Below are 13,614 nucleotides of genomic sequence, written 5' to 3' on the forward strand. Positions count from 1 at the left end.
GTTTAAGGATTACCGCCTTCTTTATATGCATATATTAATAATCATGCTGAATATGTAATCAGTTAATTAATCAATTTTCTTTCTTACTTACTGTTTATCTTAACCCTTGATACTTGCATTAATGGCTATAGCTTCGTTACTGCAATTTGCCGCAGTGCAACTTCAAATAGAGGCGCAATATCTGTGATTGTCTGTGTATATCTAGAATATAAAAAGGTGATCATGCAACAGGTGCAATCACCAGCTCATGTAAATAACTTCCCACTGAATCTGCTCAAAGAACCAGCCTTCTGGTTATTTTATGTTTATCAAGACTTTGCTCATACGATCCTGTATAATCCCAAAAACCTGAACAACAACACCGATAACCTTTTGATTTTAAAGGTTTTAACTACTTCTGTATATTTGGAGCTGTGAAAGACAATGATGAGTTTTACAAAAGCATATCCACTTGCTGTGTTTATTTCTTTATTTGTGAGTGGCTGCGGAGGAGGCGGTGGTGATACACAATCCAATTCCTCACAAAACAATCAGCAAGTAGTTAAAGTTTCAACTAGTGTGCAAGGAAATGGAGCTATTACGCCAGCGGCGATTGAATTACAGCAAGGTGGCTCTGCGCGTTTTAGCATCGCCCCCGGTGAAGGTCATCGAGTTGAATCTATCAATGGGTGTTCAGGGCAACTGGAAGGGACTGAATTTAAGGTGTCGAATTTAAAGGCGGCTTGTCAAATCGACGTTAATTTTGCTGTCAATGAGTATGAGTTGACCTCAATAAGTAATGAGGGCGCCAACATTATTCCCGCAATGACCTTAACAGAGCATGGTGAGCAGAAAGTTTTTGAGATCACAATAAACCCAAATTATGTTTTAAAAGGTGTAGAGGGGTGTCCAGGGAGTTTAGAGGGATTTAAGTTTACGACTGACCCAATTTCATCGGCATGTTCCATCACGCCAATAGCGGAAAAGATACGACACAATATTTCAGTCAATGTAACCGGTGATGGAGAATTGACGCCAGGTGGAGAAATAAAAGCAGCTCAAGGAGAGCCATTAACATTGGAAGTTAAAGCAGCATCGGGTTCTCGACTAAAATATATAGAGGGTTGCTCTGGACATTGGGATCAGGCGAAAAATACATACACAATCTCTCCTGTCACACAAAGTTGTGCGATTGAAGCACAGTTTGTTGTTAGTCATAAAGTCAGTGAGTTACTCATTTCACAAACCTTGAAAAACTGCATACCTGAAAAATATACCTATGCTGATGAAGTAATTGAACTTCAATGTGATCATAAAGAACTAAGTAGTCTTGCTGGTCAAATAGAGCATTTTTATAACCTAGAACATCTTTCAGTGATGGGTAATAACCTAATTGAGCTGGATGTCAGTAAAAATAAAAAGTTAAGCAAGCTATATATAAATAACAACCATATATCATCACTTCAGTTGAGTAATAATACTGAATTAGTAAATCTGGACATTAGTTACAACCCAATCAGTGAAATTGATTTAAAGGAACTTGTTAATTTAGAGAGTTTTCATGCAATTAGTTGTAATCTAACTTCATTGGATTTTAGTAATAACCCAGAAATGGATTATATTCAGGTTGACTCAAACCAAATTTCTTCAATAAACACCTCTAGCCTGAAGAAATTGGAGTCTTTGTCAGTATATGACAATAGAATTGAGAATATTAATATTGCGGATAACACTTTGCTTTATCAATTAGATCTGAGAAGAAATCTCATTTCTACTTTAGACCTTAGTGCTCACAAAGACTTATTTCTTTTATACTTAAGTGACAATTTAATTAGTGAGATAATACTACCAACAGATGCAAAATTAGGCCGTATGCACTTGAGTTCGAATCAGCTAAGTACAATAGATTTATCTCCTGTGAGCTCTGCGCAAGAGGTCATTCTTAATGATAATTCAATTACTCGATTATTGGTCCCAGAGGGTTTTGGGCTAAATGCGTTATCTGTTGACGCTAACCCAATTAGTGAACTTGTACTGCCTAACCCAATTGAAATATCAACTTTAAGTATTTCTAATACTCACCTTAGCACTTTTGATTTAAGTGAAATGGTTAATTTGCAATATTTGGGAGCTTCGTATTTAGGGCTTACTGAATTCAATGCAACGCATTTTAAGGAGCTGGTAGGACTAAATTTGCAATACAATGAAATATCCCATATTGATTTAAGTAACAACTCTAAGCTGGTGAACCTAAATATTTCACAGAACAGACTAGAAAAACTAGATTTAAGTATTCATGACTCGTTAAATTATCTACAAGTTAATGAGAACAAGTTAGCTGAGATTGACCTTTCCAACAATATCGAGTTAGAAACTTTAAATATCTATAATAACAATTTAAATACGATTGACATTTCAAAGCTATTGAAGATTAATACACTACAAATATTCAATAATGAACTGTCACACATTGATGTAAGTAATAATAACTTACTTGAGACCTTAATTATTGATAGTAACGTGACTTGCACTGGCCAGAAGTGTCAAATTGCAACCTCATTTTGAGCCCTTACAATAGAGATCATAGCGCTGTAATTACAGCGCTTATCCCTCCCCACTTTGACAGTTAACTACTTGAAAGTACTTATCCATCGCGCAAACATAATTAAAAAGTTAAACACCAGATCAACCACTAAATAACCAAGCGATAAACACGTAGACTTAAAGTAAAGAGCAGTCTAATTGGTCAGCCGCCTTTCATTGAATAACAAAAAAGAGCCAGCAAGCTGGCTCTTTGGTTTATTTCAAGAGGAAATTATTTACACTCACCTAAATGTTTCCAAACCGCCCAACGGCTAGAGTATTGCGCTGGGTTTTGATTACGTGTCCACCACTTAGCTTGGTATAACTGCCCATCTAAACTGGCTTGCTTACCAGAGGTATATACGCTGCTTGCCTGCCACGCTGGTACATCACAACTTGGTTTACTGGTATTCACTTTAAAGCGATTGGTTGTTGACTGTGTGCTCAAACCCTGTGCATCTGACGCCACAGCAAATACACTATAACTACCAGCTAACGTTGCTTTAAAGTTTGCACTGTATGGTGCCACGCTTGATACCGCGACTTGTTTGCCATTGATAAAATAAGCAACCTGTTTCAAGTCATTATCTTTATCACTTGCCACTACTGACAGCGCTATGTGCTCTCCCACATTATACGTGCTGCCGTTTGCAGGGGTTGTTAACCTAACACTCGGCGCCTCTGGGGTTGGCTCTGGCTGTGTTTGTGTCACTGTAACGGTGCGGCTAACTTCAGCAGATTGTGCATTATCGTTGTCATATGCAACTGCACTCAGTTTATATACACCTACTTCCAATGGTTGGTAATTAAAGGCATAAGGCGCACGCGTAAGTTCAGTTAACGATTGACCATTAACACGTACTGCAACCTTGGTGATTTCGCCATCTGTATCGTTTGCCGCAAACCGCACCAAAACAGACTCGCCTAACTCAATAGACACATTGCTAGCAGGCGCAGAAATGCTCAAGCTTGGTGCTTTATTTGGCTGTTCGGCCGCTCCACCACACTCTAGCCCTTTTTTCCAAACGCCCCAAGAGCCTGAGTTGCTCGCAGGGCTTTGATCTCGGTTCCACCATTTAGCCTCGTATTCAAAGCCTTCGAAAGCGACTTTATTACCTTGGGTATACACTTTGCCACCTTGCCACGGTGCAGTTTGGCATTGGCTCGGGTCAATCAAGTTAAATGACACCGGCGCGGCATCCGCAGACAAACCTTCGTTGTCCGTTACACGGGCAGTTACCGTATACAGCCCTGTTTTATCACTACTAAAGTCACTCTCATATGGCGCTTCTAGATCAGTATTGTGCAGCGTGCCGTTAACGAAGAACTCTACTTTTTCTACCGCTCCATACTCATCATCAGCATTGGCTTTAAGCATAATGTTACTGCCGATTTTATATCGGCCATTACTATCTGGGCTGGTGATTGAAATGGTGGGTGCTTTGTTTTCTGTACAAGCGAATACACCAACGGCTTTAAATGCGTCACCAACCGCTTTGGTATCGTATCCCAAGTCCGCAGCAGCACCTGTGACACCGCACGCCAGAGATTCAAAGTTGCCATTGTAAACCCAGAAGTTTTTGTTTGCGTGTAGCATTACTTCATAGGCTTTTTTTACACCCCAACCTTCGCTGTTTGCAAGCAGGTAAAAAGCGCGGTTAAAGACCCCAGAGCTGTGGTGAACACCCATGCCGAGTTCAAATTTGCTGGCATGGCCGATAGACTTGCCATCCCGCTCTGGGTTTTCCATGTATCGTAGCGCCGTTCTATTTTTAAAGATACTGGCGCCGATCAGCCAGTCGACTTCACACGTCCCATCTGGTTTTTGGTTCATAAAACACTCAAGTGCTTCAGAAGTCATATCTGAGAATGATTCATTCACGCCACCAGACATATTGCTATAGACCAGTTTTGAGTTTTGGTGCGTCACACCATGACCGATTTCATGGGCAACCACACCCAAAGACGTAAATGGATATACTCCATAGTTGTCCAAATCGCCATCACCAAACGTAACTTCTTTACCATTCCAAAATGCATTTAAATAGTCTTTCCGATAGTGAATACGCATCACAAGATCGCCTGATAATGCGCGGCTATCAAACCAATCGTTAAACATATCTATAGTTGCTTGACCATAGAAAATCGCGTCATTTAGCGGTGAGTACGCGCCATTTACATGCTTATGGGTGTTCTCATAACAGGGGAATTGATACGTCTCGGTATTGGTCGTACCGTGCTCCATATCGATCACACGAATATCTGTATCGGACATTTCACACGTGCCATTACCTAAATCTGTGGCGTGAAACTTGGGCATGTCTTCACCGTAGTAATGCTTGCCGATTTTTTCGTTGCCGCCCGGGCCCATGCCTATTTTAGAGTGATTAAGGGTTTCAATTCGTGATAATACTTCACCGGTGTGAGCATCGATTGCAAATTCAGGTCGGCTCGGCGCATGTTCTGTCTCTGCAAACACTGTGACGAGATAAGCGAGTTTTGCTGTCCTTTCATGAGGGTAAATCACCAGCTCTACCTGTTCATCTGACGTCGCAAGTAACTCAGCGATTTGCTCTTTTGCAAACTCAATGGCTTGTTTGTCAGTAATACTCGCTTTGACGGTCGGCAATGACAAATTTGGAACGACTGAGCCGCTGATAGAAGTGATCTCCCCTTCAGGTTGAAACCACACACTTAAGAAGTTTTGTTCATCATGATGGGTGACTATTTCCCCCCCATAAACACGCACCCCCTTATAATACTGACTGCGTCGCATATGACGTCCATCTTGCGTTTTATGATGGGTTACAAACTCAAGCTCACTTTGCTGATCTGTAGAGCTTGCTCTGAAGAAGCTTTGATGCTGTGACAACTGAGACTTGATGCTCGCTTTTAATTGTTCATTATTGTGCAGGCTCACTGGCTCACTGGCAAATGCAGCAGCGGTTGAAAATACACCAACACTTGCCGCGACCAGTAGCGCGACTTTTTTAGCTTTAAACATGGATTTATACTCTGTACTTGTTGTTATAGTAAGAAGGTGCATCCATGCACCTGAATGAACTCGGTTAGAACTAACTCGGTTAGAATTAACTCGGTTAGAATTAACTCGGTTAGAATTAACTCGGTTAGAATTAACTCGGTTAGAATTAACTCAGTTGATTAACCCGTTACAGCTTGCGCCATACTGAGTTGCTGCTAGGAACTTGGCCGCGTGTCCACCAGCGAGCTTGATAGGTTTCACCGTTGTGAACCACTTTATCTCCACCGGTATACACTAAGTCACTGCGCCAATCGCGCACTTTGCCATCGTCTGGAATGATCTCCGCCCATACACCGCCATTACTTGGCACGGCACCTCGGGTCCACCAACGCGCTTTGTATTGAACACCTTTGTACCAAACTGTATTGCCACCTGTGTAGACCTTGTTGGCATCCCAAGTTGTTTTGCCGTCGCCCGGCGTTGGCTCAGGATCAGTTTCGACATTTTTAACGGTCACATTGAACTGACGCGTGACACTGTGCTCGCCATCAGACACAACCACTGTGCCTGTAATTGTTTCAGTTTTTGATACTTCGCCAGCTTTTAAAGTCACTTCATTGCCTGTTCCCACAATAGTGTGGCCCGGTAACTGCCATGCAAAGCTCAATGCTTTTCCTTCCGGATCGGTTGCCGATACGCTTACTGATTTACTGGTATTTTCATCCAATGTAATCGCTGAAATCGTGCCAACGACTGGCGCCTTGTTTTCTACAACGGGTGCTTTGACAATCACTTTAACCGTACGGTTAACAGTGTTTGCACCATCACTTACAGCTAGGTTTACTGTAAATACAGAGTCATTTGTCACGCTAGGTGCTGTGACGATAACGCTGTCATTCTCACTTTGCAGGTTAAGTGCTGCGTCACCTTGCCAAGAAAAAGTAAGTACTTTTCCTTCTGGATCTGTCGCCTGTGCAGTCAATACGTGAATATCACCTGCATTTAACGTAATCTGGCTGGTTAATGACACAACTGGCGCTTTATCAACAGGTGTTGGATTAGTCACCTTGCCAGCAAGCCCTTCGTGCATTGCATTTAAGATGTCGCCATTGTCTGCATCAATTTCCCACGCGAATAGACCTGCTAAGTTATGCTCACGTACATAGCGACCTTTTGCGCGCACAGAGCGAGGGCTGTCATAGGTAACCAAGGTACCCTTTTGGCGATTCCAAACATATGCAGCTTCAGCTTGTTCATCGTACCCTACTTCAAAACCGTTAATACCTTGCTCATCATGACCAATCATGTGCGCTTTGAGTCCCTTGTAATCGATAACGCCTGCTTCCCAAACACCTTGAGACGTTGAACCACGTAATTTACCATTGGCGGGTGCCGTCATTGGGTTATCTGCAATTTGCGCATTTTGCGGGTAAACACCTTCCCAACCTCGGCCATACATAGCTGTACCGACTACTAGTTTTTCGCTTGGTACCCCTTGCGCCAAGAGCAGTTTAATGGCGTTATCTAGCGTATACGCTGGGCCCTTTCTCGCTTCACCTTTATCATCAACGCCCGTACCGTTGCACTCATCCGCGGACATGTGTGAACCACAATAAATCGCCGTTTGGTGCCCAGTCACGTTGTTCCAACCACCTGCAAAGTCGTAAGTCATGGCAAAAATGTAATCCATGTATTGCGCTGCTTGCTGGTAATCCACGTCTTCAATTTTGTCGTAGCCTGTACCAATCGCAGAAGTCAGTTCAAACTCACGTCCCATCTCAACTTCAAGTTCATCAAGCATCTCTCGAAGCTCTTTCATGAGGATGATATAAACTTCACCATCTTTGTCTGAACCTAAGTCTGGATTCGCACCATCACCGCCAGGGAATTCCCAGTCAATGTCGATACCGTCGTAGAATTTCCATGTTTTGAGGAATTCACGCATCGAGTTCACAAAGGTGTCGCGGTTTGCTTTCACATCAAAATCAAAGAATGGATCAGACAATGTCCAACCGCCCACAGAAGGTAAAATTTTCAGGTCTGGGTTGCGCTGCTTCAATGCCATTAGCTGTGCATATGTACCACGAATTGGATCTTTAGAACTGATCCCCGGTAGTGCTTTTTGCACCGCAGCCCAAGGGTCATGGATCACCACCTCGTAGTCTTTTGAGCTACCACAGGCTAACTTAAGCGCTCTCAAGCTATTGCCATTTTCGATTTCCGCCAGCGAGTCATTTGGACCACATACTGGAATAAATCCATAAAGTAAGTGGGTCAAGTTATCCGCAGGAATTTGCGTGACATCAAACTTACGCCCATAAATACCCCATTCAACAAAATAAGCCCCGACAACCGTGTTTGGATCGGTATCGAACTTTTTATTGTTTGGATTCACATTCAGTTTAAGTGGCTCTAAGTGACCACCGTCTGTATCGGCAATCACAATGGGCTTTGACGCAGACATTGAACAACCAGATGCATCACAAAGCGCGATTCTCAGTTCATGACGTCCCGACTTGTGATAAGGGAAATGGATAGTCCCGCCCGTCGTGCCCTCAGCTAATGTGCCTTCGTTGACAACTTTGTTGTCAAAATACACTTTGTAGCTATTCCCACCTTTGCCAGACCACGCGTTCCATTCAATTTGAATATCGACCACATCCTTAGCTTGTATAAGTTGCTTGTATGATCCGCGGCCGTAGATATTTACATCAACAAATGAGTAGTTTTGTGGCTTCCAGTTAATGCTTGGTGTTGAAGGCGCAGCAACAGCTGTAGCACTCGCAAGGGCAGCGCCAACGGCTGCTGCTGTGGTTAAGAATTTAAACATTTCGAATTACCTCTTTGATGTATTTATAGTTTTTTCCAAACAGAATGTTGGTCTGGTTGTTGGTTACGAGTCCACCAACGGGCTTGATATCGCTCACCGTTAAAGGTCACAATTTCGCCGCCGCGATAGGCTTTGGATGATTGCCATGATGCATTGTCTGAGTCCGTATCATCGCCGCTTGGTACTAGTTCCCACGCATGGCTTGAAGTTGGTAGCTGGCCGCGAACCCACCACTTGGCACGATATGTTTTGCCTTGATAAACCACGGTGTCGCCAGCTGTGTAGATTTTGCTTGGCTGCCAAGTATCGTCTGTCGGTTTGTCTGGCGTCCCCGGATCGGTATCGATGTTTTTAACATTCACAACCAGTGGTACTGTTTTGCTTAAACTGCCATCTGACACGGTCACTTTGCCGTCAAAGCGTGTGTCAGCGTCCACTTGTGGTGCAGTGATCGTGATGGTTGAACCAGAGCCTGTGAAGCTCAATGCACTTGGTAACTGCCAATCAAAGTCGAGTGTTGGCTGCTCGTCATCGAATGCATGGACATGCAAATGCTTGCTCTGCCCCTCATCTATCGTGATTGGCGCAGGTGTATGTACCGTAGGCGCTGTATTTTTCGGCTTTGAGATCACCGATAGGTTGTAGCTATATGATTTATCAGATAAAAACACCTGATTACTGGAGGCTGCGTTTGGATTAAATACAATGTTGCCCGTATTATCTTTCACACCAATGCGAATAATATCGGCAAACTGCGTCGTCAGGTTAGACGCAAACTGTGCTTGCCACTGATTTGCATTGGCCTCTGTGACGTCGAAGCGCTCTTGAATGAGTTCATTTCCATCGCCGTTAAACACTCGAGCCCATATTGTATCGCCAGCAGTTGCCTCTTGGCCCTGTTTTACAAAGTACGCTACTGGATACCATGTGTCTGGCGTTGGTGTTGGATCTGTACTGCGTACTATGGTCACGTCACTACAATTGTAAAACCCTTCACCTACTACATCGTCGCGCTGCCAGCGGCTATACAGAATCGCGTCACCTGCAAACTTTTCTGGGATTGCCACTTCCATTTCGTAATAACGCTTACCATCTGGCGCCATGAAAAACGCAATGTTTCCGTGCTCTTGAACTAGCTCTAAGTCACTCCAAGCAAGCGCCTTTTGCTTAAATTCAGTGCCCGGCTTAGTTAAGTAGAACTGCCAAAAGCTGGGGTTATGGGGCGTCGTTGCGCGATAACGGATTTTCACTTTGCCCTGAGCATTTGGCGTGATCTCTGTTGTCTGCCACTCAGTAGATGGAATATTCATTCCCGCTTTTTGGCTATCACCCGCACCACACAAGGTGCCATCAGGAATGTTAGCCTCTACCGCCGTTTGGATACGAAAGTCTGCTGTATTGGTTGCGAACTCATGCTTTTGAATAAACTGCACATGCTCAGATTTTAAATATGCGGCGCGACATGCGGCATTCGGGATTTTTGAGCCATCTTTTGGCCACCAAAATCCACCTTGCTTGTGACAGATTGCCTGCCTAGCTTTGGGAAAGTCCATATAGCCGTGTGCATTCACTTTACCGATAACGCCCACACCTAAGGCTACGCCCAGCGCGCATAAGGTTACTTGTTGTCTCATAGTTTTCTCATTTATTGATTGTAAGAGTGATCCGCAGATCACTCTGATTGGGAATAAAAGTGTTCGTTACAGACTGCACACCTTTTGCCAAGCACCGCCGTTACTTGGTGTACCATTTGTCCACCACTTAGCTTTATAAACAGCGCCGTTGTGGATCATCATGTCACCGCCGACAGCATGGCTCGGATCGCCAGCCCAGTTAGTGCGTGGCCAATTTGGATACGTGTTGATGTTTTCAATTTTCACACCTTCACACTGCTGACCATTTGGCGGGTTTTTGTCGCCATCACCTGGATTTGGTATGTGTTTTTTAGCGACTGGTAATTCAGGGTATTCAGAGGCAAATGCGTACTGTTTGCCGTCTTTTTCGATAGTAAAGTTCACAGGACCTGTGATAGGCATGTAGTACATCACTTGTGCATTGATGGTTTCGCCCGGCGCAAAGGATTCAAGCTGACCGCCCCACTCATTTTTGAAGGTAATTGAAAAACGATGGAATTCATTTTCAAAACCACCAATGTTATTCCCCGCAGAGTTAGAGGCATCATGCTCTACGCGCATGCCAAGCTTTTTACGTGCATTCCAATTTGATTTGAAGATTGCTGAAGTTGACGTTGGAACGTTGAACGTAATCGTTGCGCCAGTTAGATCAATTTCTGAGTTGTTGGTAAAAGCAAATGTTGGACGAATTGGGTAGTTTTGGTCACCCACAGGGAAGTCTTTCGCTTCAAACGCGATATCAACCGCTTCGCTTGGCGTAGTAAATGTGCCATCGCCAACATGATTGTCATAGGCCACACCACTTTGGTTAAAGGTGTTATATGCTAGCGCTGTCATTGTCGAGCCCATGAAGTACTCGCCTTTATCAGCGTGATAATCAAAGTCACCAGCAAGCTCCCAGAACATGACACCGCCCAGACCTTTATCAACAACGTAGTCTAATTTGGTTTTCATTGACTCGGTGTCTTCCATTGAAAGGAATACTTTTTTCTCGGCGTTATACAACCAAGGCGCTACGGCTACGTCATCGTAATGACGCACATAGTCACCGCGCAGTACATCATCGGCATCTGTATCAGGCGTTAAGCCATATACTTCTAGGTAGCTTGGATTGATACCGTGTTCAAGGTTTTTAGCATGCCAAAGTGGGTTCGATCCTGCGGCAACTTCTTGACCATTTTCAACGTCATGCCATAGGTTGTCGATACCAATTGCGCCGTTACCACACTTGTTCTTTTCGCCAATTCCAGTGCCTTTCGGGCAGTTGCTTTGATTTGGCAGTGGTGCGCGACCCCAAAGGCCATTGTCACCACCACGCACATCTTTGAATCCACGGGTATAGTACGGAATACCAATATTGATGCGGCCAGCAGGCAGCGCACCACGGAAATAGTTCACCGCCCAATCTGTGTTCAAATAACCAATGCCACCGAACTCTTTAGTGCCGTAGACATTCCAAACCTTAAGCTCTGTGTCTTTCCCCGTATCGTAAAGCGGCGCATTGTGACCAACATGATCATTCCACGCACCGTGCAAGTCGTACGACATGATATTTACGAAGTCTAAATACTGTGCTGTTTGAAATGTTTCCATTCCACGTAGTAAGTAACCTGATGACGGAGAAGCAATCGTTAACATATAGTGTTTGTCATCTTGCTCACCCGCTTTATCAAGGGCTTCACGTAACTCTTTCATCAGTACTTGATAAGACTTGTTTAGCCCCGCACGTCTGGCATTGCTGACCGGGAAATCTTCAGGATGACCTGAGTCTTTCATCGAAGATGGGTATTCATAGTCCACGTCTAAGCCATCAAAGCCATAAGTTCTCAAAAATTCAACTGAGCTTTTCACAAACTGAGCAATACCAGCATGGTTGACACTGCCATCAGCATTTGTGGTCATCGTATAGAAACCACCGTTATTGATGCGCTTGCCCGTTTCGTCAAAATAACCGCCCGTTTCAGCCCATCCACCAACAGAAATCATGGTTTTTACATGTGGGTATTGCTTTTTATATTTATTCAATAAGTTGAAATGACCTTTGTACGGCAGGCTAGGGTCCATCTCTGCACCTGCAACGCCTGGCCAAGTCATATTGGTTGCTGCGTTACCTTGTGCATTTGGATTGCCTATGCTGATCTCATTTTTGTCATTAACGTGAGCAAACGCATAGTTGATATGAGTAATTTTGTCCCAAGGGATATCCTTAACCAAATAGCTAGGTTGATCATTTTTACCATGACGCCAGCTTGTAAAGTAGCCGATCACTCGTCTTGGATGATCTGCGCCCATTTTTTCTCGGCCTTCACTATCATAGATATCACAGTAAGACGGCGTTATACCGGGAGTTTGGTATAAGCCAGCTGGACGACAGTCGTCATGTGAACTCTGACCATCATCTTTCGCTTTCACCGTGAATGTGCGGCTCACTTTCTCTGATTCTAAGCCGTGTTCATCTTTGGCGACTAAGACGAATGTCTGCGGACCTTTTGCAGTGGCAGTCCATGTATATTCGAACTCATTTTGCGATGTGCTCACTACTTCGATGCCATTCACCGAGAGTGATTGAGTCAAAGTATCTGACTCTTTATCATTTGCAATCAAAGTAAATACAATCTGACTACCCACTTCTAACTCACTTGGCAACTGCGCTGCTAAACGAGCAATCGGAGCGGTATTTTGATCTTTGGGAGGTAGTGCCTCAACGCTAACTTTTCGACTCACCGATTTTGCGGTTGCGCCATCATCATCCAATGCCACACCGTGAAACTCATGGTTGCCCTGTTTTGCTTGCCACGCAAAACGATATGGCGCTTGGCTTAGTACTTTCACCAACACATCGTTATGATAAATCGCAACATGCTTTACTTCACCATCGCTATCACTGGCTGAAAAATCGATGATCACTTCTTCGTTCTCAACTACTGTAATATCCGCAATTGGTTTAAGTAGCTTGATAGAAGGCGCTAAGTTTATTGGCTCTGAGCCACTGCACTCTCCAAGCTTTGTCCACTCTTGCCACTGACCAGACTTTAATTTTGGTGAAGAACGGTTCCACCAATTGGCACGATATGCAACGTTATCTTGTTGCACCTGATTGCCGCCAACATAAATTTTACCCGCTTCCCAAGTCGCAAGGCTGTCACAGTTCACTTCAGCAAAAGCCGATGCACTGATCAAACCCATTGTAATAGCGCTGAGCTTGAGCACCTGATTCGAGGATTTAGACACGCTCATTTGATTATTCCTAATTTGTATATTTTTTGTTTATAAAATTACATTCAGTAACATAATTACCTAATGCGATACTGAGCAGCGGCGATTGTACCGATCCAAAACACCATAACAAGGGATTAGCCAAAATTAAAAAAAACAAACCAAATAACTAGAAAAAACACTGTTTTTAGTAAAAACGCAGGATACATAACATATTGAAATTGATTAACTTGTTGAGAAAAAAACAACAAATATACGCGATATAAAGTTTACAAAATTTACATTAAATTCGTTTACCTTTATTTACATTACAAAGTGGACAAACCAGAACGCAATACCTTTTTCTAAACATAAAAAATAAAAACAGTACTTTTTCATCTTTAATTCAC

At 43.5% G+C, this 13,614-nt stretch carries 5 protein-coding genes; 1 reads left to right on the plus strand and 4 read right to left on the minus strand.

From position 1 onward, the window contains the following. Nucleotides 1-423 precede the first annotated feature (423 nt). A complete protein-coding gene (locus tag QNM18_RS17695; protein WP_284137990.1) occupies nucleotides 424-2,544 on the plus strand; it encodes a hypothetical protein in 2,121 nt (706 codons plus the stop codon). A gap of 250 nt (nucleotides 2,545-2,794) precedes the next feature. Here the strand turns inward: QNM18_RS17695 and QNM18_RS17700 are convergent, their stop codons facing one another. From QNM18_RS17700 to QNM18_RS17715, 4 genes are all read right to left on the minus strand, one after another. After that, on the minus strand, nucleotides 2,795-5,566 hold the full coding sequence (locus QNM18_RS17700; RefSeq protein ID WP_284137991.1) for an Ig-like domain-containing protein: 2,772 nt from the start codon (nucleotides 5,564-5,566) through the stop codon (nucleotides 2,795-2,797). Nucleotides 5,567-5,732: 166 nt separating this feature from the next. Continuing rightward, nucleotides 5,733-8,375 carry a glycosyl hydrolase family 18 protein gene (locus tag QNM18_RS17705; RefSeq protein WP_284137992.1) on the minus strand — a complete coding sequence of 881 codons (2,643 nt, stop codon included), beginning with the start codon at nucleotides 8,373-8,375 and terminating at the stop codon, nucleotides 5,733-5,735. 23 nt (nucleotides 8,376-8,398) lie between these two features. After that, the gene (locus tag QNM18_RS17710) at nucleotides 8,399-10,009 is read right to left on the minus strand and encodes a lytic polysaccharide monooxygenase (RefSeq protein ID WP_284137993.1); all 1,611 of its coding nucleotides are present in this window, start codon (nucleotides 10,007-10,009) and stop codon (nucleotides 8,399-8,401) included. A gap of 66 nt (nucleotides 10,010-10,075) precedes the next feature. Further along, nucleotides 10,076-13,246 carry a glycosyl hydrolase family 18 protein gene (locus QNM18_RS17715; protein WP_284137994.1) on the minus strand — a complete coding sequence of 1,057 codons (3,171 nt, stop codon included), beginning with the start codon at nucleotides 13,244-13,246 and terminating at the stop codon, nucleotides 10,076-10,078. Nucleotides 13,247-13,614: the final 368 nt, after the last annotated feature.

Origin of the sequence: Pseudoalteromonas obscura (assembly GCF_030135505.1) — a bacterium.
In the GTDB taxonomy this organism is placed as follows: Bacteria; Pseudomonadota; Gammaproteobacteria; order Enterobacterales; family Alteromonadaceae; genus Pseudoalteromonas; species Pseudoalteromonas obscura.

Coding starts and splice junctions, on each gene's coding strand:
- QNM18_RS17710 (WP_284137993.1), bottom strand. CDS start 10,009: ATGAGACAACAAGTAACCTTATGCGCGCTGGGCGTAGCCTTAGGTGTG.
- QNM18_RS17705 (WP_284137992.1), bottom strand. CDS start 8,375: ATGTTTAAATTCTTAACCACAGCAGCAGCCGTTGGCGCTGCCCTTGCG.
- QNM18_RS17700 (WP_284137991.1), bottom strand. CDS start 5,566: ATGTTTAAAGCTAAAAAAGTCGCGCTACTGGTCGCGGCAAGTGTTGGT.
- QNM18_RS17715 (WP_284137994.1), bottom strand. CDS start 13,246: ATGAGCGTGTCTAAATCCTCGAATCAGGTGCTCAAGCTCAGCGCTATT.
- QNM18_RS17695 (WP_284137990.1), top strand. CDS start 424: ATGATGAGTTTTACAAAAGCATATCCACTTGCTGTGTTTATTTCTTTA.